Annotated in this window: 13 protein-coding genes; 4 read left to right on the top strand and 9 right to left on the bottom strand. The window is 47.4% G+C overall.

Going from position 1 to position 22369, the window contains the following annotated elements; all coding sequences use genetic code 11:
• Positions 1-117: 117 nt before the first annotated feature.
• Together METBU_RS0118965 and METBU_RS0118960 are read left to right on the top strand one after the other, a co-directional pair.
• Positions 118-1971 carry a methanol/ethanol family PQQ-dependent dehydrogenase gene (locus tag METBU_RS0118965; protein ID WP_017842117.1) on the top strand — a complete coding sequence of 618 codons (1854 nt, stop codon included), beginning with the start codon at positions 118-120 and terminating at the stop codon, positions 1969-1971.
• 176 nt (positions 1972-2147) lie between these two features.
• Positions 2148-2999: a quinoprotein dehydrogenase-associated putative ABC transporter substrate-binding protein gene (locus tag METBU_RS0118960; RefSeq protein WP_017842116.1), complete on the top strand. Its 852-nt coding sequence runs from the start codon at positions 2148-2150 to the stop codon at positions 2997-2999.
• Between the two features lie 174 nt (positions 3000-3173).
• Here the strand turns inward: METBU_RS0118960 and glgB (METBU_RS0118955) are convergent, their stop codons facing one another.
• The 8 genes from glgB (METBU_RS0118955) to glgC form a co-directional block, all read right to left on the bottom strand.
• The gene (glgB, locus tag METBU_RS0118955; protein ID WP_017842115.1) at positions 3174-5399 is read right to left on the bottom strand and encodes a 1,4-alpha-glucan branching protein GlgB; all 2226 of its coding nucleotides are present in this window, start codon (positions 5397-5399) and stop codon (positions 3174-3176) included.
• Between the two features lie 317 nt (positions 5400-5716).
• Complete coding sequence (locus METBU_RS0118950) at positions 5717-6991, bottom strand: alpha-amylase family glycosyl hydrolase (RefSeq protein ID WP_026130326.1); 1275 nt, start codon at positions 6989-6991, stop codon at positions 5717-5719.
• Positions 6992-7003: 12 nt separating this feature from the next.
• Positions 7004-9505 carry a glycogen synthase GlgA gene (locus tag METBU_RS28805; RefSeq protein WP_235726427.1) on the bottom strand — a complete coding sequence of 834 codons (2502 nt, stop codon included), beginning with the start codon at positions 9503-9505 and terminating at the stop codon, positions 7004-7006.
• Positions 9506-9955: 450 nt separating this feature from the next.
• Complete coding sequence (locus METBU_RS0118940; protein ID WP_017842112.1) at positions 9956-11569, bottom strand: glycoside hydrolase family 57 protein; 1614 nt, start codon at positions 11567-11569, stop codon at positions 9956-9958.
• Positions 11570-11846: 277 nt separating this feature from the next.
• On the bottom strand, positions 11847-12494 hold the full coding sequence (locus tag METBU_RS0118935) for a DUF4912 domain-containing protein (protein ID WP_017842111.1): 648 nt from the start codon (positions 12492-12494) through the stop codon (positions 11847-11849).
• A 188-nt stretch (positions 12495-12682) separates the two neighbouring features.
• Complete coding sequence (gene malQ, locus METBU_RS0118925; protein WP_017842109.1) at positions 12683-14158, bottom strand: 4-alpha-glucanotransferase; 1476 nt, start codon at positions 14156-14158, stop codon at positions 12683-12685.
• A 15-nt stretch (positions 14159-14173) separates the two neighbouring features.
• The gene (locus METBU_RS0118920) at positions 14174-15865 is read right to left on the bottom strand and encodes a glycoside hydrolase family 57 protein (RefSeq protein WP_017842108.1); all 1692 of its coding nucleotides are present in this window, start codon (positions 15863-15865) and stop codon (positions 14174-14176) included.
• Positions 15855-17129: a glucose-1-phosphate adenylyltransferase gene (gene glgC, locus METBU_RS0118915; RefSeq protein ID WP_017842107.1), complete on the bottom strand. Its 1275-nt coding sequence runs from the start codon at positions 17127-17129 to the stop codon at positions 15855-15857. The genes METBU_RS0118920 and glgC overlap by 11 nt, the downstream gene beginning before the upstream one ends.
• Positions 17130-17239: 110 nt before the next feature.
• Here glgC and glgB (METBU_RS0118910) point away from each other — a divergent pair, with 110 nt between their 5' ends.
• Entirely contained in the window at positions 17240-19426 is a 2187-nt protein-coding gene (glgB, locus tag METBU_RS0118910) for a 1,4-alpha-glucan branching protein GlgB (protein ID WP_085986420.1), read from the top strand.
• A 317-nt stretch (positions 19427-19743) separates the two neighbouring features.
• The gene (gene glgA, locus METBU_RS0118905) at positions 19744-21174 is read left to right on the top strand and encodes a glycogen synthase GlgA (RefSeq protein ID WP_017842105.1); all 1431 of its coding nucleotides are present in this window, start codon (positions 19744-19746) and stop codon (positions 21172-21174) included.
• A 556-nt stretch (positions 21175-21730) separates the two neighbouring features.
• Here the strand turns inward: glgA and METBU_RS0118900 are convergent.
• The gene (locus tag METBU_RS0118900) at positions 21731-22297 is read right to left on the bottom strand and encodes a DbpA RNA binding domain-containing protein (RefSeq protein WP_083877789.1); all 567 of its coding nucleotides are present in this window, start codon (positions 22295-22297) and stop codon (positions 21731-21733) included.
• Positions 22298-22369 lie beyond the last annotated feature (72 nt).

Below are 22369 nucleotides of genomic sequence, written 5' to 3'. Positions count from 1 at the left end.
TTGTTAGTTCTCCGGTAGAGGGAATGATCGTCGCCCCATAAATTACTTAAAACTAATATTAGTCTTAAAAATCATAACCCGTATTCTGTCGTGTAACAGGATACCAGGAGGAAATATATGAAGAAGCCTGTCAAAAGCTGGCTGATTGCCTCAACTGTCGCTGCCTTGCTTGCAGTACCTGCAGTATCTCAAGCGAATAGCGAAGTTGAAAAATTGACCAAGAACCCAGCGAACTGGGCGACTTGGGGCGGTAACTATCATGGTACCCGTTACAGCGAACTCAAACAAATCAACACTTCTAACGTCAAAAACCTGCAACCGGCATGGACTTTTTCAACCGGCGTTCTGCGCGGCCATGAAGGCGGCCCTCTGGTTGTCAATGACGTCATGTATATTCACACTCCATTCCCTAACACCGTTTATGCGATCGATCAAAAAACACAAGCGGTTATTTGGGAATACACTCCGCAGCAAGATGCCGACGTCACTATTCCTGTGATGTGTTGCGACACCGTCAACCGCGGTTTAGCTTACGGCGACGGTAAAATCTTCCTGCAACAATCCGATACCGTATTAACTGCGTTGGATGCCAAAACAGGTAAACGGGTATGGAGCGTTCAAAACGGCGATCCTAAATTGGGCATGACCAACACTCAAGCTCCATTAGTCGTTAAAGACAAAGTCATCACCGGTATCTCCGGCGGTGAATTCGGCGTACGCGGCTTCTTGGCGGCTTACAACATTCGCACCGGCGAGTTGGATTGGAAAGGCTACAGCATGGGACCTGATGCCGACACTTTGATCAATCCAACTAAAACCACCACTTGGAAAGACGGTAAAGTCCAACCGGTCGGTAAAGATTCGAGCACCAGCACTTGGGAAGGCGACCAATGGAAAATCGGCGGCGGCACCACTTGGGGCTGGTACAGCTACGATCCTGAATTGAACCTGGTTTATTACGGATCCGGCAACCCTTCGACTTGGAACCCGGCGCAACGCCCTGGCGACAACAAGTGGTCGATGTCATTGTGGGCTCGTAACGCAGACACCGGCGAAGTCAAATGGGTTTACCAAATGACTCCGCATGACGAATGGGATTACGACGGCATCAACGAAGTCGCGCTAGTCGATCAAGAAATCAAAGGCCAAATGCGCAAAACTGCCGTTCACTTTGACCGTAACGGTTTCGGCTACACACTGGACCGCGTCACAGGCGAATTGTTGGTTGCCGAAAAATTCGACAAAGCGGTTAACTGGGCGTCTCATGTCGACATGAAATCCGGCCGTCCGCAAGTCGTTTCTCAATACAGCACGGAATACAACGGCGAAGACGTCAACACTGAAGGCGTTTGCCCTGCGGCATTAGGAAGCAAAAACCAACAGCCTGTTTCTTACTCTCCGCAAACCGGTTATTTCTATATTTCCGGCAACCACGTTTGCATGGACTATGAACCGTTCGAGGTTGAATACACTGCCGGACAACCATATGTTGGCGCGACGTTGTCTATGTTCCCCGCCGGTAAAGATGTCATCACCGGCAAGGAAGACGGCTCCAACAACTTAGGTCAATTTACTGCTTGGGATGCTACAACCGGTAAAATCATTTGGTCTAACAAAGAGCAATTCTCGGTATGGTCAGGCTCGCTGGCTACTGCCGGCGGTGTCGTTTTCTACGGCACTCTGGAAGGCTACCTGAAAGCGGTTGACGCGAAGACCGGTAAAGAGCTTTACAGATTTAAAACACCTTCCGGCATCATTGGTAACGTCAATACTTGGGAATACGAAGGCAAACAATATGTCGGCGTACTGTCAGGCGTCGGCGGCTGGGCTGGTATCGGTATTGCTGCGGGACTCGACTCCGGCGAAGAATCTTCTAACTCTGAAGGTTTAGGAGCGGTCGGCGCATACAGAAGCTTAAGCTCTTACACTAAATTGGGCGGCACATTAACTGTATTCGCATTGCCTAATTAAGAAAATATCTGATTTTTAGATAGAAACAAACCCCGGTCGATTTTTCGTCCGGGGTTTTTTTTTGACCGACACACCCCACAGAACCGGAACCCAATAATGCCTGCGTTGTAACTTAGCCTTTACGACTCAGATACATTAAACTATTCGATCTAGTTCCGAACTCACCAGGAGAAAGAATGACTCTCAGGACTTTATTATTTAGCGGTTTGTTATGTGCCGCCATAACCTCCACAGCCAATGCCGAAGACAAATTCAGAGTATGCGCAGACCCGTTGGATCCTCCGTATTCCACTAAAAACGGCGATGGCTTCGAAAATAAAATTGCCGAATTATTTGCCAAAAAGTTAGGGCAAGAACTTGAGTACACTTGGTTTCCCAATCGCATGGGCTTTATCCGCAACACACTGACCGCGACAGTCGGCGATTCCGAAGACGAGTATAAATGCGATGTCGTCATAGGCGTCCCGGCCGGTTACGATCGAACCTTGACAACCAAGCCCTATTATCATTCGACCTATGTCTTGCTAATCGCCAAAAATCGTGGCTGGGACGATATCGAGTCGGCGGAACAGCTGAACGACCTGCCCCTCCAGCGTCAAGAATCGTTACGCATCGCGATGTTCGACAGGGGGCCTGGTACGGCTTGGCTGCAAAAATTGGGCTTAATCGATCAAGGCGTGCCTTACCAAACCATGACCGGCGATGACGAAAACAATGTCGCTATGCAGATCGATAAGGATCTAAAAGCCGGAATAATTGATATGGCTGTAATCTGGGGGCCGATGGCGGGCCATGTGCTCTCGCAAAGCCCAAAAGGTAGCTTCACTGCCATCCCTATGAGTTCGTCACCCGGCATGAAATTCGATTTTTCAATAGCAATGGGGGTTCGATATGGAGATAAGGCGCGAAAAGAAATGCTCAACCGGCTCATTGACGAACATTTCGATGACATTCAAAAAATTATAGCCGGCTACCAGGTCCCATTATTACCGATCCCAAAACAAAAAAGCCGCAAAGATGACGACTAATACAAACCGTTGTCTTCCCGGCTAATTCACCGAATATTTTATTGCACTTATAACTTGAATCCAAGCTAGGAGCAAGTCAAGCATTCGGCTTTTATAGCTGAGGCGAGAATCAAAATGCTGATATAAAATCCACCAGGCTAAATCATTTGAATTTAGCCTGGTTTTTTTTCAAGATTAATTCTTTTTGGGAGGCGTCAACACCGCTTGCGGACCGGGTGCCGTTTGGTTGTGTTTTAAGACGACTCCTCCTAAAGGCGGCAAGGTTATATAGAGCGAGTGAGGCCGATTCATCCAGGCCTGCTCCTGAGTCCAAATACCATCCGGCGAATTGACCACCCCGCTGCCGCCGAATTCCTGCGCATCGGAGTTAAGGATTTCGTCATAACGCCCAGCCGCCGGCACACCAATGTGATAATACTCACGAGGGACCGGAGTAAAGTTCAGAGCTATAATCAAAAACTCTCCCGTATCGGCAGCCTTGCGGATATAGATCAGCACCGAGTTATGGGCATCGTGACAGTCGATCCACTCAAACCCCGCATCGGTAAAATCATTGGCATGTAAAGCCGTCTCCTTTTGATAGGTGTGATTCAGCGTCTTTACGAGATGTTGCAGTCCTTGGTGAAAAGGATAGGCCAACACATACCAATCAAGCACTTGACTGCTGTCCCATTCGCGCCCTTGACCGAATTCACAACCCATGAAGAGCAACTTTTTGCCGGGGTGGGTAAACATATAAAAATACACCAAACGCAAATTAGCAAAGCGCTGCCACTCATCGCCGGGCATTTTATATAACATCGATTGCTTGCCGTGAACCACTTCATCGTGAGAAAACGGCAACAAAAAATTTTCCGTAAAGGCGTAAATCAGACTAAAGGTTAATTCTCCCTGATGGTATTGGCGATAAATCGACTCTTTTTCCATGTAGCGCAACGTATCGTTCATCCAGCCCATATTCCACTTCAAATCGAAGCCCAACCCACCGACATACGGAGGTTTAGTGACTTGCGGCCAAGCGGTCGACTCTTCGGCCATGATCAACACGCCGGGAACTTGCTGATGGGTAATTTCGTTTAATGATCGTAAAAAGTCGATAGCCTCCAAATTTTCGCGACCGCCGTATTTATTGGGTATCCACTCGCCTTCCTCACGGGAGTAATCGAGATACAACATTGACGCTACCGCATCGACTCGCAAACCGTCTACATGATATTCCTCGAGCCAGAATAGAGCGCTCGAGATCAAAAAGTTCTTAACTTCATAGCGACCGAAATTAAAAATCAATGTCGACCAATCACGATGTTCGCCGAGCCTTGGATCTTCATGCTCGTAAAGCGATGTGCCGTCGAACCATGCAAGCGCATGCGCATCTTTCGGAAAATGCGCCGGCACCCAATCGAGAATGACACCGATCTCGTGCTGATGACAATAATCGACAAACCAGCGAAAATCTTCAGGACTACCGAATCGACTAGTCGGAGCATAGTACCCGGTCGTTTGGTAACCCCACGATTTATCATAGGGATGCTCAGTAACCGGCAATAACTCAAGATGGGTAAAGCCCAGGGTCTTAGCATATTCCACCAAGGCCACCGCCAATTGCCGGTAATTTAATAACTCTCCTTCGGAACCTCGTTGCCAAGACCCCAAATGCACCTCGTAGATGCTAATCGGCTTGTGCTGCCAATCGAACTTCTCACGCTGTTTCAACCATTTTTGGTCATGCCAATTAAAATTATCGTTTGCCGTTACAATACTGGCCGTATTCGGGCGAACCTCATAAAACCGACCGTAAGGATCTGTTTTTAATAAAATATCGCCATTCTTCGCGCGAATTTCATACTTATAAACCAAGCCGGGCTCTAAGCCTGGAATAAAAAGCTCCCAAACGCCATTACCGCGCACCCGCATTTGATGGCAACGGCCATCCCAGCGATTAAAATCGCCGACTACGCTAACTCGCGATGCATTAGGCGCCCACACCGAAAACAGCACGCCGGCGACGTTTTCGACTTCATGGACTCTCGCCCCCAGTAAACGGTAAGCATGCCAATGTTTACCTTCACTGAATAAATGTAAATCGTAATCCGATAATTGCGGCGCATAACAATAAGGATCATAACCAATGTGCTCGTAATGGTCTTGATCGCGCCAAATCAGTCGATAGCATGGAGGGACTTGTGATGCTAAGCCATGCCATTCGAAAAGAGCCGTACCCTCGATTCGAGTCAATGGCAAGTTTCCTTCAGCCAAGGCCACGGTTTCGGCATGCGGCAAAAAAGCGCGGACCACAACCTGTTTGTCATCCATGGGATGGCGACCTAAAACGGCAAAGGGATCACTGCTTTTGGCATCAATAAGACACTGTAATTCTGTGGACAGTTTTGTTTTACTCATCTGCTTTTGCGGGAAGCCCGCGAATTTATACCCCTTGCTTGTCAAATTTCGGTGCCGGGGTGCTCGTCAAAGGACGCCGTAAATACGTCCATGTAGGCTCTATGATAGCATCCATGCTATCAAAGCCTTTGCCGAACACCCCGGCACCTCCATAGGCTAATGCCGAAATTTAAAGTGCGAAAGGTATATCATTCGGGTGGGGATAGCTCAGCTTGCCTCGACAAGCCCGGTTCCCGCTCTCCTGTTCTAATGTGCTATCCTGGTTTAGCATCGATTCGGCGTCGTTAGGCACCTGTAGTTATAAAATTCGAATTTTGTCAAACAGCTTGTGTAGTAACCATTACTCGAACCATGCCCGGCAACAAGTCGAAATGATAAGGACTCGGCACATAAGCTAGCGGATACTCCGGTGAGAGATCGGTAAACGGCGCACGCGACTGAACATATTGATATAGATCGGGCGTCGAAAACTCATGACGCTGCCAAGGGTCCTTATTTAACAAGATCAAAGCTTCTTGTTGTCCGGATAGGCTGGCTTTCCAGAAAAAAAGTATCGGCGACTGCGGATAACCAATTAGGTTAAAAGGCCCCTCTTCCTGAAATACAGGGTAATCGGCTTTCATGGTGTTGACTTGAGTAATAAACTCAGTCAAATCCACCTCGGTAGTTTCCCAGTCCTCAGGCCGAGTATGCACCACATGCAGCGGTTTACTAAAACCGTATTCGTAACCCATCGGCATCATCACGCCGCTGCTGAATACTGCGGAAAATAAGTAACGCTGCTTTAAGGCTTCGGCATTGCCGTTGCTTTCGGCAAATAAACGAGGCGTATCGTGGCTTTCGGGAAAACTGATCGAAGGGGCGGCTTGGCGCAATAATTGATACTGTTCCGGTAACCAAGGGCTTTCGAAGTCCCACCATTTGGAACTATTGAAAATATAATCAAACCCGGCTTGCGCGGTTTGCTTGGTTCGCTCGGCGCTGCAGCCTAGCGTTTCAGCGGTAAACACCACATCGGGATGTTTTTGTTTCGTATCCGTAATCAATTGCCGCCAAAGTTCGGGCGCTAATTGATAGGCGGCATCGCAACGAAAGCCTTTAAAACCCAGATCGATGTATGACTCGATAATTTTACGATAATAGGCATAAAGCCCATTATCGTGACTTCGGCCATGATCGAATTGTGCTAAATCCTCCCATACCACCTTATGGCCGCCGTCTTCGAGACAAAAAGGGCGCTGAACCTGACCATGCTCGTGAACAAACCATTCGGGGTGCTGTTTCAACAAGGGCGAATCGATCGCACAGTGATTCAATACCAAATCGGTCATAAAGCGGATTCGGTATTTTTTCTCAGCCTGTTGAATCAAAGCCTGCAATTGTTGCTCCGCGGTTTTTTTGGATTTCGGATCGACCAACAGCGGGTTTAACTGAAAATAATCGGCAATAGAATACAGGCTGCCGGATGCCCCGGTTTTTTGTAACGGGTTGACGAAAACCCAATCGAACCGCATCGCCGCGGCCCTTTCCAAATGAACTTCCCACTGCCCGAAGTGACCTGCCAACAGGGGGAACAAGTTATACATCCTCATCAATCGGCCTCTTTATTTGTTACGAATATAATCGTAGATATTCAGGTAATGTTGACCGGGATATTTCCAGGAATAATCGTAACGCATTGCATTTTTCATCAACTCCCGAAAATGATCCGGAAATTGATAATAACAATCGATCGCGCGCGACAATGCCGACTCCAGCCCTTCATTGTTGTAATCCCTAAAAACATAGCCGTTGCGCTCGTGCAAGGCTTTATGATGCGCATGATCCTTATCGAATACCGTATCGGCCAACCCTCCGACCTCGCGAACGATCGGAACCGTGCCGTATTTCATCGATATCAACTGCGTCAAACCGCAAGGTTCGAATAAACTAGGCACGACGATCATATCCGCACCGGCATAAATCAGATGCGCCAAGCCTTCGTCGAAGCCGACTTCGATATGGCAATCGGGACTGTCGTTCAAATGCCGCTTCAACTCCCAGAAATAGCTATTGATATCTCGCTCGGGACTGGAGCCGAGCAACACAAACTGGGCCCGGTGATTCAATGAATAAAACAATGCATGACGAACCAAGTCCAACCCTTTCTGAGGATCGAGCCGCCCGACGAAAGCAATAATCGGTTTTTCATTATCCGCTAGCAACAAGCGATCGCGTAAAGCCCGTTTATTGAGATATTTATTGTCTACCCTGTCTACAGCAAAGGGAGCCGCGATATGCGGATCGATTTCGGGATTCCAGACATCATAATCGATCCCGTTGACCACACCGCCGAACTTATAATGATGCGTATGAAGGGTCGGCTCCAAACCGAATCCTTGACCGCCGTCCTTGGTTTCACCGGCATAACGCGGCGATACCGTCGTAACGAAGTTGGAATAGACTATACCGCCTTTCATCAAATTCAACGCATGCGGAATCCGATTATCCAACAAGCGATCATGATGAAAATAATACTCCGGCCGATGCAGGCCCGTCGCATTCAATAAGAAGTCGCCCGTCAACCCTTGATGTTTAAAATTGTGGATCGTAAAACATACCCTCGGATGCCATAAGCCTAAATTCTGATAGATTTCATATAAAAACACCGGAACCAATGCCGTTTGCCAATCATGGCAATGAATCACATCGGGATGCTTGCCGGATTTCCAAAGAAATTCTAATGCGGCGCGGCAAAAGAACGCATAACGCAGCACGTCGTCATTAAAGCCGTAAATCGTGCCGCGATTGAAGAAGTTCTCCGGGGAGTGCGGCTCTATGAAAAAGCATTTACGGCCATGAACGAAACCGAACCAGACCGTGCAATGAATATGGCCGTTATACCAGGGCACCCAAAGGTCGTCATAGGTTTTGCATAAGCCCCAAATATGATCGTAATGCATACAATCGTATTTGGGCAAAATAATTTCGACACTGTGTCCTCGCAATTCCAGTTCGCGGCTCAAACCGGTCACAACATCCGCCAAACCTCCGACCTTTGCCAGAGGAGCCAATTCCGGAGTAATCTGCACGACAAACATATGCGGATAGTCGGGACCGGGTTTGTCGTGGTATGGTGCATGCTCGAGTTGCGACATCATGTCGGCAACGGGCTCCGGCGCCGAAGGTTCCGGTGTGCGCGCTATTGTCTCTGCCTTGCTGTAATCGGTCTGTCGATGAAGCTTTTCCGACGGTATATCAGGGCTGACGGAGGTTGCTTGAGCGACCTCAGGAAAAGGCGTGATAAATGTCGTCTTGGGCTCCAAGTATAAGGGTTCGTCGACATTGGAGGGCGTTTTGACTTGCGTTTCGCCAGCGGAATCGGACTGTTTAGGGACGGTTTTTGCGGAGGGTTGGCTAGGCGTAGCCTTCCCCTTCGAAGCAACAATATTGAGCGCCGTCTCGTTTTGCGGAACAACGGGCAACACCGGTGCCGGCGATAATGACGTCGATTCCGGCGCATTCGTTTCCGCTGCTTTAATCTGCCGATCAGATTCGGCCGGCTTAACTTCCGCTGCAGACTTAGTTTTCGGAGAATCCTTCGCTTCTATTTCGGCTTTAGCCTTCTCTTCATCCTTAGTTTGAGTCGGCGTCTTGACGTTAGGCGCAGTCTTGGCTTTTTCAGCAAACTTGTTTTTTGGAGCGGCTTTAGCTTTTGGAGTCGCAGGAGGCTTTACCGGACTCGCAACTTTTGGTGCTGCTTTTTTCTCCGGCTCCGCTTGCGCCACTTTTGTAATCGTCGTCTTAGGCGAAGAAGTGACTTCCGAAGAAGCCGCTTTTGCTTTCGGGGTTGCTTTAGATTTCGGTGCCGTTTTGGACTCAGACGATAGATTAGGCTTCGGCGCATCATCCGCCAAAATCGACTTTTCCATTGTCGGAGACTCTGCTTTAGGGGCGTCTTTTACCGTAGACACAGCAGCGCTTGAATTCTGTATCTCCGGCACCGCATCCGCCTCCGCCTCAGACGTTAGCGCCGCTTGACTCTCTGTCGTCGGCTTTTCGGAAGCCTTAGTCGTTGTTGCTTTTTTTGTTGAGCTTCTGGTTTTAGTTGTATTTTGCTTTGCCATAAATCAGACCTATCATGCCAATTAAAAGATTTATCATCCCGCTGCCCTTAGGATTTGCTCATAAATAACTTCCCTCTTTTATGGAGGGTTCGGTTGCTCGCTTGAGAGGTGTCGGCCGCCGTCAAGCCTTCACGAAAGTATTCACCCAGCGGCTAAATTACATAGCCTGTTGGCTATGGCTAACTGCCTTCGATAATTTAGGTGCCGGGTTCACAAAGTCCTGCCAACCGAGTTATCGAACCCTTGAAAAAGCTCATAACCCCCGGAAGCTATACCTTTCGCACTTCAAATTTCGGCAGCGCCCGAGGAGGCGCAGGGGTGTCCGACAAAGGCTTTGCCAGCATGGAGCTGGCATAGAGCCTACCTGTGCGTATTCACGGCGTCCTTTAGCGAACACCCCGGCGCCGAATTTTGATCTACGACGGGTATATTTATCGCGAAATTCTTAGCTTAGTATGTTGTCCGCGTTTGTGTTTTATAAGTCCGAAAATCAAGCATCGGAAAAATATCATCCATCACTTCTAACGCTGCCAAATAGTGTTCGTTAATTGTATGAGTGCGAACACTTTCTTGCAGATAATTAAATCGAGCCAAATGGTCGAGAATACGCTTTTTAGCGTACTCGACGGTCGTTCCTGACTTCATGATGAACGGCCAATCCGAGGCCTGTGCCAATAATAACGAACGAGCCGCCTGATTCAATACCCGTTCCTCCAAGGAATAACGGGGAACTTGTTGAAACTCATCGGCCAATTCCTCCATCAACATCGCCGATTTGTGTAAAACAGGATAAATCCAAGCATTGGTTTCATTGAGCCAGTATCCTGAATAGCCTTGTTCGCCCCAACTCGATGCCGAAGGCGTTGCGGTTTGCAAGTTATGAAAACGCGCTAAATAATCGCCGCCACTGACCAATTGCATTCCCGACTTATTACCGCCAACTAGGCGCAATAAAAACTCCAGCCATTGCGGCCCCTCGAACCACCAATGACCGAACAATTCAGCGTCGTAGGGAGCTACAATAATCGGCGATTTCCCCATCCGATAGCTCAGATCGTCAAGCTGCCGTTGCCGCTTCAAATAAAAGTCTTGAGCATGGCGCCTCGCCTTCATCAGTGCCTGACGCGGCCGATAAGCCTCTTTCGGGCCACTCCCTCCCGTCACTCGCTGATATTTGATGCCGACGGGTACACGAATCGTTTCTTCCAATAAATACGGTGCGAGATAACTTTCCGGAATAGTGGAATCATAACCGATATCGCAATGATATTCACGATAGTCGCTGTCTCCCGGATAGCCTTCCTGCGCGCTCCAGACTTGACGCGATGATTCGGGATCACGGGCAAACGCCGCCACACCGTTCGCACAGACTATAGGCACATAGACGCCATTTTCAGATTGCGGGTTTGCTTGAGTCAAACCATGGCTATCCACAAAAAAATAACCCAAACCGGCTTCGTCAAGCAGCGCTTCCAAACCAGGGTAATAACCGCATTCGGGCAACCAAAATCCTTTTGGCATAAAACCGAAGCACTGTTTGAAAGTTTCAACGCCCATGTTGATCTGATTGCGCACCGCACTTTCGGAAACGTTCAGTAACGGCAAAAAACCGTGGGTAGCCGCGCAGGTAATCAATTCCAGACCGCCTAATTCAGCCTGTTTTTTGAAAGCCGCGATTAAATCGCAATCATACGCCTGTTGATAACGCTGCAATGCCGCCTTGAAATTACGTCGATATAATCGAGCCAAATACTGATGCTCAGATTGCTTGCGAGTCCTTGAAATTTCCTGCTCGGCTAATCTGATTAAACCTTGCAAATGGCGCACATAGCGCTGTTGCAATAACTCATTATTCAACATAGTCAACAAGGTTGGCGATAACGACAGCGTCAGTCGATATGGCACGCGATCCCGTGTCAAGCGCTCGCACATGTCAAGAAGCGGCAAATAACACTCGGTTATCGCTTCGAATAACCAGCGCTCTTCAAAAAAATGCTCATACTCGGGATGATGTACATAAGGCAAATGGGCATGTAATACAATGCATAAACCGCCCCTATCCATCTTAAGTGCCTAAGGAACGAGCATGAGATAATTTCAACAACTGTTGGAAGGGAGGCTGGTCGGCAATTCCCAGTTTGGGGATCAAAAAGGGTGCGGGGGATGCTTGGCGCTTAGCCGCCGCCAAGCTCCTTCGGACGGGTTCACGGCATTCCGCGTCAAACATGGTCCACACCCTAAACTGCGAGAAGATGTTCAAACTGGAATTTGCTGCCGAACCGCCGCAAAGTCTGCTACTTGTACAAGTTATTTTGTGCATATTCCTAAGTGAGTTTTATTGCTATATCTGTAGACAGGATATACTGGAACTCGAATAACTATCCATATCACGAAGCTCAACTCGTTCCGCCGATGTCATGTGAATAGGAGACACCGGTGAAAATGGGATATCTTCGGCATGCGGCTTGCCTAATGTTTGCCGAATTTGAGCGTCAATATCGGCTTCGTCAAAGGCTAAAGGCCTTGTTAGCGCGGTCACCGGCGTCATCGCAGAAGAAGGCATAATAACAGGCTGCGAGCGAACATATACAATAAAGTCCCCATTATTGTCGCATTGACCAATCGCCGCAGTATAAATTGCGCCGGCAACCGGCAATTCAATCTTAGCATTGGCCTGCGCGGATACCACGCAGGCATCAAACCATGGACGCAGATGATCTTGAGCATCCTCCCAATCAATTTGCCAAAATAAACGTAATATCAACGGACTATTCGCCATCTGCAGCAAAGGTGTAGCACCGGCGATACGCCAATAGGCATGAAGGTGATAGGGATCTATCGGTAAAATAATGAGCTGTGGAAAATTAAGTGGCTCAGCCTGACTGAATTGCAAAGGATGATAGGTACGGCTAATGGTTTGACTGATGTGTTGGATTTCTTGAGACGATATAGTGAGTTCGGGGTTATGCCTGGAATGCCAATATCTCATTCATTTTTTCCTAATTTCATAAATCTTTTAACCACATTCACTGCATTGAAGGGTAACCGTCATATCGGCATGAACCATAGACGGATTATCCTGACTGAAACCTTAAAGTGTCAATTCAAATTACCCTTTGCCAACCAGATTTTAGCGAAAGACAAACCCAAACAAATCTTCGGCAACCTTCACCCGACTTAATCTCGTCCATATAATTTAATCGCACGCGCTAAACGTTGCATGTGCAGAGGTAATAATTGATCCCAAGTAAAACGCCACAGCCAATTGCCTTCAGTCGTACCGGGAATATTCATGCGATGCTCGGTATCTAACTCAAGAATGTCCTGCATCGGAATGATCGCGAGATTAGCAACCGAAGCTAAAGCAGCTTGTATTAGCGTATAGGGCATCGAGCTGGCAGGCTGCCCTAAGTATTCATAAACATAAGCTTGCTCTTGCTCGCTGATCTGACGGTACCATCCCAAGGTGGTATCGTTATCGTGCGTGCCGGTATAAACAACGCTGTTTTTATCCAGATTACCCGGTAAATAAGGATTACTCGGGCCGCCGCTGAACGCGAACTGCAGAATTTTCATGCCAGGCAAAGAGAAATCGTCCCTGAGTTTTTCGACTTTATCGGTAATAACGCCTAAATCTTCCGCAACCAATGCAATAGGCCCGAACGCATCGAAAATCGTCTTTAACAAGGCTTGTCCAGGCGCCTTGACCCAGCAACCATTCATTGCAGTGGGCTCGGATACCGGAATTTCCCAGGCGGCCTCTAACCCCCTGAAATGATCGATACGGATAATATCGAACATTTCGACCTGTGTTTTGATTCGATCAAGCCACCAATGGAAACCATTTTTTTTAAGGTAAGACCAATTGTAATGCGGATTTCCCCAACGCTGCCCCGTTTCAGAAAAATAATCGGGAGGCACTCCCGCAACCACCGACATTTCAAACTGTTCATCCAACTTGAACACCTCCGGATGAACCCACACATCGGCGCTATCGTAAGAAACGAAAATAGGAATATCGCCAAACAACAATATGCCATGGCGCGAGGCATAATCTTTGAGTTCTAGCCACTGCGTAAAGAATACGAATTGCTCGAATTTAATGGCTTCGATTTCGGTGCTTAAGCGTCTGGAGGCTTCTTTAAGCGCCGAAATATTCCGTGATTTATACTGTTCAGGCCATTGATTCCAGCTAAGGTTATTGAATTCTTTTCTTAGTGCGATAAATAAGGCGTAATCATCCAACCAGAACTTTTTGTCGATACAAAATTTGGTAAATTCAATTTTTTCGTGTTCGGTCGCGTGCAGCTTAAAACCATAATAGGCATGATTAAGCAAGCACTCCCTTGCAAATGACGGACTGCCGCCGCACTCTTGACAGCGCTCGCCAGGACTAAGCCAACCTTTATCAACCAACTTATCCAAATCGATCAAAGCGGTATTACCGGCATGAGCGGAGATGCATTGATAGGGGGACCCGTCATCGTGCGGCATGTTTAAAGGTAAAGTTTGCCATACCGTTACGCCGACACTGTTTAGAAAGTCGACAAAACGATAAGCTTCCGGCCCCAAGTTACCATTCTCATTGTTACCTGGGAGTGAAGTAATGTGCAATAAAACTCCGGCACGGCGTCTATGTAAAATATCAATCACAAACGGCTTCCCTGGCTAAACGCTTTCAATACCCGGCCTCATCGTACCGCCCATGGCGGGAGCTCCGGATCCCTGAGTGAACGATAATGCCAGATAAGCCGGCGGCTCTTCTCCCAACAATAGATAGAGATTACTTAAGTTCAAACGAAACTGCTTTTCAAAGCTACTGACAGCCTCCCCCGGATTGTAATCTCCGAACCACCAAAACCAATCCGATCCCTCGCAAATAGCAAGCTGATGCTCGGCAAGAGCCAATTGTTCCTCGGTCAAGCGCCCGGTAGACACGACTTTGTCAAACGCCCACTTGGCATCGCCCAACATATCCCAACCTCGATTTTTATCGACATCGCCGATCCAGGTAGAAAAAGTTCCGTATACCCAACTCCCAGCCATTAAATTCGGAAGCGACTTAATTTCGACCGGTTGATCGAGGCATTCGGAAAATGTTGTTAGATGAATCACGGGATGATGACTTAAGCGTTTATAGAGAGCACTGAGAAAGTGATAACCGTTTTGCGGAAAATACTCCCAAGCATTTTCTCCATCCATAATAATGGATACCACCTTATTCGCAGAAGTATCATGCTTGTGGATTTGTTCCAAATGATTGATCAAATCGGCAACCGCATCGTCGGCATGCCATTTGGAATATTCAAATCCGATCAAATCCGACAAGCCATCGTCCCTAAAAAAGCAAGGAATACCGGTTCCGCTAGCGCGAAACGGATGATGCGGACTCTCGCCATCGATGCCCGATAATCGCAAGCTGTTATGCAACACATTACCGCCTGTTGCGGCCCAATCGAAACCGAACTCGGAGAGCATCTTTAATGTCTCGGTACTGACTGCCCCCTCGGATGGCCAACAGCCTCTCGGCGTGAATCCGAAAAATCGTTTAAAGGTTTCGACACCATGCTTCAGATGCCATTTCACTCTTTCCTCGCCGCCCGGATAAGTATCCAACTCGGGAAGCGGAGCATCGGGCATTGCTTGTAAGGTACTTTTGATATCGATTAACAATGGCATAATCGGATGCGCATAGGGCGTAACCGAAAGCTCGATACGCCCCTTTCTCGCTAATGCCTTATATCGACATATTGCAGTGGACAATTGCTCACCGATGACCTCGACAATTTCGATCCGTTCATGCAACGTGTAGCCTGAACCTTTTGCGATCAAGCGCTTGACCCTAACATCAGTCAATTTAACACTTTCACCCATCCAGGCAAGGTGATACCAAACCAGAAGATCACTGATGAATTGAGAATTCATATAACACAATGCATCATGATTCTGCTCCATCCATTCTGCCATTTTGACCAATTTCTGGAACGTCGGATATCGTCCGATCTGCCGCTCCCGATTGGCACGCATGCAATCCTTGACCAGTCTTAGCCGTGCATCGGGATCCGAGGGTATCGACGGCGCAACCAGTGCCGCCAATAACGGATCCTTGAATGAGATGCGATCATGCAGATAGCGCCCTACTTGCCTGGCATAGTCCTCGATCTGCTCCAGAAGAATCGGCGCAAAGTTAACCACTGCTTTTGCTTCCGGTGCCGCTTCAAGGTGAGCTATCATATCGACATAGTCTTTCATGACATGCAAGTAAGTCCAAGGCAATTGAAATTCGCCGGTTTGCAAATCGCGATACTCGGGCTGGTGCATGTGCCAACATATCACCAGCTTTAGTTTATTATCTGACATAGTGCCTGCTCTGCCCTAACATATCCGGGGTAACCAATACGACTCCGCCCGGGCTGACATGAAATCTTTTTTTATCGTCCTCGAGATTCTCACCGATTACCGTGCCTTGGGGCACTTCGCAACCTTTCTCGATGATCGCCTTGGTAATTCGGCAATGCCTTGCAATATTGACTTCAGGTAGCACCACAGCATCTTCTAAAGTCGTGTAAGAATTAACCCGAACATTGGAAAACAACAAGGAATGTCTGACCTTGGCGCCGGAAATAACGCAACCGCCGGACACCATCGAATCAACCGCCTGCCCTCTTCTTTTATCGTCGTCGAAGACAAATTTCGCCGGCGGCGTTTGTTCCTGATAAGTCCAAATCGGCCAAGTTTTGTCATACAGGTTTAAATCGGGCTTAACGCCGATTAACTCCATGTTTGCCGCCCAATACGCATCTATCGTACCCACATCGCGCCAATAACTTTGATCGCCCTGCAAGTTCAGAAATGGGTATGCATTGACTCTATATTTATCGATAACCGCGGGAATGATATCTTTACCGAAATCCCGATTCGAGCCTTTGGTGTCGGCATCCTTGATCAACTGCTCGAATAAAAATGCCGCATTGAATACATAGATACCCATCGAAGCCAAGGCTTTGTCCGGCTTACCCGGCATCGAAGGCGGATTGGCGGGTTTTTCGACAAATGCTTTTACCCGTCGATTTTGATCGACGTCCATGACTCCGAATTCGGTCGCCTCTTCCAGACTTACCTCGAGACAGCCAATGGTCAAGTCGGCATTATTGGCCACATGATCGGCGAGCATTTCGCCGTAGTCCATTTTATAGATATGATCGCCGGCTAATATCAAAACATACTCCGGCCGGCGGGTTCGGAGAATATCGATATTCTGATAAACCGCATCGGCAGTTCCTTCATACCAAGACGTTTCGAGACGCTGTTGAGCCGGCATCAAATCGACATATTCACCGAATTCGCCGCGTAAAAACCCCCAGCCTTGTTGAATATGTCGAATCAAAGAATCAGCTTTATATTGCGTTAAAATGCCGATTTTTCTGATTCCGGAATTAATGCAATTGGATAACGGAAAGTCGATAATCCTGAATTTCCCTCCAAAAGGAACCGCCGGCTTGGCACGCCAATCAGTCATATTTTTTAACCTTGAGCCGCGGCCGCCCGCAAGAATCAAGGCAATTGTATTTCTAGTTAAATGACTGACGAACCTATCTTGAGGTTGATTGATTGACTCTGACATTTTAATTCCCCTTCTGGAATTGACTATTACATCTGTTGCTTAGGTGGTAACATTCTCATAAAAATCATTCTACTACATTGAGGCGTTTCGAAGTGAAAAAGCAATCCAATATGCCGTCGTGTGATGATTTATGCAAAATCATTGAAGCCAAACATCATGATCCTTTTTCCGTTCTAGGCCGCCAAAGCGAAAACAACCTGACAAAGATAAGACTCCATTTGCCTTATGCCGATTCGGTTCGTTTTGCTGATAAAGGCCCTGAAATACCTCGACTCGCCGAAACGGACTTTTTTGAATATACCGCTCAACCAGGCGAATTACCAGAACATTATCGATTTTCTTGGATCGACAAAGAAGGCCGACACCACATCGATTACGACCCATACGACTTTCCCGAGCAATTGCCGGAATTCGATCGTCATTTGTTCGGCGAAGGTAAGCATTGGCATATCTACCAGAAACTCGGCGCACATCGATACAACGTAGACGGAATCGATGGCGTTTTATTTACCGTTTGGGCCCCGAACGCGGAACGCGTCAGCGTGGTAGGCGATTTTAACCGCTGGGACGGGCGCTGTCACTTAATGCGGGTACTAGGCAACAGCGGGATCTGGGAGCTTTTTATTCCGGGCCTCGACGCGGGGTGTTTATATAAGTTTGAAATATTGAACCGTCAAAGCCAAGAAATTTTGATTAAAACAGACCCTTATGCCCAGCAATATGAGCATCGCCCTAAAACCGCTTCGATCGTCGTCAAAGAAGACGCTTACCAATGGCAAGATGCGAAATGGATGACTTATCGTAAAAACCGCGATTGGCTACACGAACCGATGTCGATTTACGAAGTGCACTTGGGGTCGTGGCAACGGGACGATGCCGGCAACTTCTTGAATTACCGTGAGCTCGCTAAACAGTTAATCCAATACGTCAAAGACATGGGCTTTACCCATATCGAATTACTGCCTATCACCGAGCATCCTTTCGATGCGTCTTGGGGTTACCAATCGACGGGTTACTTCGCTCCGACCAGCCGACATGGATCGCCCGACGATTTTAGATATTTTATCGACCTTTTTCATCAAAACAATATCGGCGTCATTCTGGACTGGGTTCCCGCGCATTTTCCGAAGGACTTTTTTGCACTGGCGCGATTCGACGGTAGCGCGCTCTATGAGCACGAAGACCCCCGCAAAGGCGAGCATAGAGATTGGGGCACCCTGATCTTCAACTTCGGGCGCAACGAAGTCAAAAATTTCTTACTGGCGAGCGCGATATTTTGGCTCGAAGAATTTCATCTTGACGGTCTTAGGGTCGATGCCGTCGCATCGATGCTTTATTTGGATTATTCCCGCAATGAAAACGACTGGATTCCCAACATGTATGGCGGCAACGAAAATCTCGAAGCCATCGCTTTTTTGCGCGAACTCAATACCGTAACCCATGAACAACACCCCGGAACGGTCATGATGGCAGAAGAATCGACTGCATGGCCTCAGGTAACCCGCCCGACTTGGACAGGAGGCCTGGGTTTTTCGATGAAATGGAACATGGGCTGGATGCATGACATTCTCGATTATATAAGCCGCGACCCGATACACAGGCGTTATCACCACGATCAACTGACCTTCGGCCTTCTTTATGCCTTTACCGAAAATTTCGTCCTTCCTTTTTCTCACGATGAAGTCGTTCACGGCAAAGGTTCGTTACTCAACAGAATGCCGGGAGACGAATGGCGAAAATTTGCGAATTTGCGCCTACTTTATACCTTGATGTTTACCTACCCGGGTAAAAAATTATTATTCATGGGTTGCGAGTTCGGGCAAGGTACAGAGTGGAATTTCAACCAAGCCTTGGATTGGTATGTATTGCAGCACCCTAGACACCAAGGTTTACATACTCTGGTCAAAGATCTTAATCATTTGTATAAAAACCACCCGGCACTTCACCAATACGACTTCAATCACAGCGGCTTTGACTGGATCGATTGCCATGATGTCGAACAATCGATTATCAGCTACCGCCGCAAAGGCACCAACGATGATTTGATCATCATACTTAACTTCACACCGATTGTTAGAGAAAACTATCATATCGGCGTGCCTTTCGAAGGGGTTTATTTTGAAATCTTTAATTCAGACTCTGCCTATTATGAAGGCAGCAATGTCGGCAACCGCGAGATACTATCGGAACCGGAGCCTTGGATGGGGCACCAGCAATCGATACACTTGACTTTACCTCCGTTAGGCGGAATCATCTTGACCCGGCAAACGAAAACCATAAACAGCTCTGCTCACTAATATAGGGACCTGCTTGAGAAAGTGAGCCCAGCGTGCCGTTGCGCACCGCAAATTAACTGACGACGGCCTAGCTTATAAAAAATTCGCTTCGATATTTATACGTAATAGGCGCAACTACGCGAGAAATGCCCGCAAAATAGAACTACCGCCGCCCCGAACGCAAACTTAAACTGATTTTTCAATAATGTCGGACGATCCTACTACAGCAGACAGTGAGCCAATAAACACTCAATCGGCTATTTTGGCGAAATCCACCTCGGTAAACTCAATTCTTTAATATACCTAGAACCGAATTTTGACTGCCTTTAAATTTAATTATGAAACGAATTCTTTTTGTTACCAGTGAAGCACACCCTTTAATAAAAACCGGCGGCTTGGCGGATGTTTCAAGCAGCTTACCTAAGGCTTTGGCGGATCTAGGCCAGGATATCCGTATCATCATACCTAACTATCAGGCTATAAAAAAAACCGAAAACGTCCAACATCGGTGTACGCTGAGAATCAATAATTGCGATGTCAATATTCTCGAAACCCGCTTGCCGGAATCGAAAGTAATTGTATGGCTGATCGATTGTCCCCAGTTTTTTGACTACCCGGGCAATCCTTATCACGATGAATACGGTAATGCCTGGGCAAACAGTGCCGATCGCTTTTCGCTGTTCTGCCGCATAACCGTGGAAGTCGCGATGAACAGAGCCTACTTAGATTGGAAACCGGAAATCGTCCACTGCAACGACTGGCAAAGCGGCCTGGTTCCCGCCTTGTTAACGCTGGAATACAATCGCCCGGCAACCATTTTTACGATTCATAACATGGCCTATCAAGGGATCTTTCCCTATTCGACCTACAATGCGCTTAATCTTCCAAGACAACTTTGGAACCCAAATGTACTTGAGTATTACGGCAACATGTCGTTTTTAAAAGGCGGCATTGCTTGCTCCGATCGAGTAACAACGGTAAGTCCTACCTATGCCAAAGAAATTCAATCATCCGAGTTTGGTTACGGGCTAGAAGGCTTGTTAACCCATCGCAAGGAATTTCTATGCGGTATACTCAATGGAACCGACAATGACTGGAATCCCGAATTCGACAACAACATCGTCCAGCGCTACAGCTATAAAACGCTCCATCACAAACAACCCAATAAGGCCGCATTACAAGAACGGCTCTCACTGCCTCTCGAGCCGTCGATTCCCATTTTCGGATTAATTAGCCGTTTGGTTGAACAAAAAGGTATCGACTTGCTATTAGAATGCTTGCCGGAATTATTAAGTATGCCAGTACAATTTGTATTACTCGGTAGCGGCAACAAAAGCTTCGAACAACGTTTATATAATTTTGCCGAAGCCTACCCTGAAAAAATGTCGATTACTATCGGCTACGATGAACAATTGGCCCATTGGATAGAAGCGGGAAGCGATATTTTCTTGATGCCATCGCGCTTCGAGCCCTGCGGATTAAACCAAATGTATAGTCAACGCTATGGAACTTTGCCGATCGTAAGGAAAACCGGCGGCCTAGCAGATACTGTAGTCGATGCTCTACCCCATACGATTGACAACAAAACGGCAACCGGAATTACTTTTAATGAATCGACCCCCAGTTCGCTACTGGAGGCCATCAAGCGCGCGTTGATTTTATACAGAGTCCCGGAAATTTGGACACAACTGCAAACCAATGCCATGAGGAAAGACTTTTCGTGGAATAGTAGTGCTAAACAATACTTATCGCTCTATGACCATTTGTAACTCGATTAAGGATTTGGTCGTAAATAACTTCCCTGTTTTATGGAGAGTTCGGTAACTCGATTGGCAGGTGTCGGCGGCAGGGCAGATTTTTTGCTCCTGCAAAATCTGCATTCATGCCATCCATGGCAATCAGTCGCCGCGGTCAAGCCTACACGGACGTATTCACGGCGTCCTGCAAAGCGAGTTACCGAACCCTCAACAAAGCTCATAGTTCCAAGACGTTATTTATCACGAAATCCTAAGGCGGGCTATAACTCCAAAAAGAGTTATTTATCTTTTACCATGAAGAGCATGAAGGACTTGAAGATACAGCATTTACAATTAAATGTAAGTGACTGTCCATTAACAGCCTATGCCATCATTATTGCCACTTCAGTCTCGCCATTGTTTTGATATTTTTTAGTCATTATACCTTTCGCACTTCAAATTTCTGCAGCGCCTAAAGAGGCACCGGGTTCCTCTCCTAACGCTAGGTGAGAAGCTGGGCTCACGGCGTCCTTTGACGACCCCCGACGCCGGATTTTGATCTACGATGGTTGGGTACATTAGAAAACCCTTAGGCGATTTCTTTACAATTAAGACTTTTCGGGTCCTTACTCTCTAAACGGGACATACGCTTTTTTCGCCGGCGCGCATTACTTGCTCTTTTTTTATTCGAATTAGCGCTTAATCTTTTGATATCCAGCTTTTGCCGTTGAACCTCAATCGTTTTCAAATGTTGAAAAATATCCTCCGGCATGCCTTCCGGTAATTCCACAATAGTAAATTCGTTACGTATATCGACAAGGCGGATCATTTTCCTTTCGACACCGGATTCATCGACCAACACGTCTTTGATTACCTCTTTCGATGCGCCATGTTTATGCCCGACCGCCAATCGATAACGAACCATTTTTGGCATAACGGAAACTGTTTCCGAAATAGACCGCTCCAACATGCCCCTTTCCGGAATAATTTGCATGCCGCCTTCAAGTTGTTGAATATGCAACAAAGCGGCTGCGCAGTCCAATAACTCGAGCTTTAATTCAGCCGCTATATGACGAACTATTTGCCGCTCTTCATGCAATGTTTGCGTTTCGATAATACGCCTTAAACACTGCATTATCCTGTCTTCCTTAGTCATTGAGGTCTCGATACTGAACGTGCGATTATCTTGCTAAATCATCAAGCGTCATGAATTAAACATTCGACGCTT

It is taken from the genome of Methylotuvimicrobium buryatense 5G (assembly GCF_000341735.1).
Lineage (GTDB): Bacteria > Pseudomonadota > Gammaproteobacteria > Methylococcales > Methylomonadaceae > Methylotuvimicrobium > Methylotuvimicrobium buryatense.
Note: the sequence above shows the minus strand (reverse complement) of the source record. Positions and strands in the feature narration are given on the sequence as shown.

What these genes read in the sequence shown, in the direction of transcription:
- METBU_RS0118965 (WP_017842117.1), top strand. Translation starts at nt 118, where the DNA reads ATGAAGAAGCCTGTCAAAAGCTGGCTGATTGCCTCAACTGTCGCTGCC.
- METBU_RS0118960 (WP_017842116.1), top strand. Translation starts at nt 2,148, where the DNA reads ATGACTCTCAGGACTTTATTATTTAGCGGTTTGTTATGTGCCGCCATA.
- glgB (WP_017842115.1), bottom strand. Translation starts at nt 5,399, where the DNA reads ATGAGTAAAACAAAACTGTCCACAGAATTACAGTGTCTTATTGATGCC.
- METBU_RS0118950 (WP_026130326.1), bottom strand. Translation starts at nt 6,991, where the DNA reads ATGAGGATGTATAACTTGTTCCCCCTGTTGGCAGGTCACTTCGGGCAG.
- METBU_RS28805 (WP_235726427.1), bottom strand. Translation starts at nt 9,505, where the DNA reads ATGGCAAAGCAAAATACAACTAAAACCAGAAGCTCAACAAAAAAAGCA.
- METBU_RS0118940 (WP_017842112.1), bottom strand. Translation starts at nt 11,569, where the DNA reads ATGGATAGGGGCGGTTTATGCATTGTATTACATGCCCATTTGCCTTAT.
- METBU_RS0118935 (WP_017842111.1), bottom strand. Translation starts at nt 12,494, where the DNA reads ATGAGATATTGGCATTCCAGGCATAACCCCGAACTCACTATATCGTCT.
- METBU_RS0118920 (WP_017842108.1), bottom strand. Translation starts at nt 15,865, where the DNA reads ATGTCAGATAATAAACTAAAGCTGGTGATATGTTGGCACATGCACCAG.
- glgC (WP_017842107.1), bottom strand. Translation starts at nt 17,129, where the DNA reads ATGTCAGAGTCAATCAATCAACCTCAAGATAGGTTCGTCAGTCATTTA.
- glgB (WP_085986420.1), top strand. Translation starts at nt 17,240, where the DNA reads ATGCCGTCGTGTGATGATTTATGCAAAATCATTGAAGCCAAACATCAT.
- glgA (WP_017842105.1), top strand. Translation starts at nt 19,744, where the DNA reads ATGAAACGAATTCTTTTTGTTACCAGTGAAGCACACCCTTTAATAAAA.
- METBU_RS0118900 (WP_083877789.1), bottom strand. Translation starts at nt 22,297, where the DNA reads ATGACTAAGGAAGACAGGATAATGCAGTGTTTAAGGCGTATTATCGAA.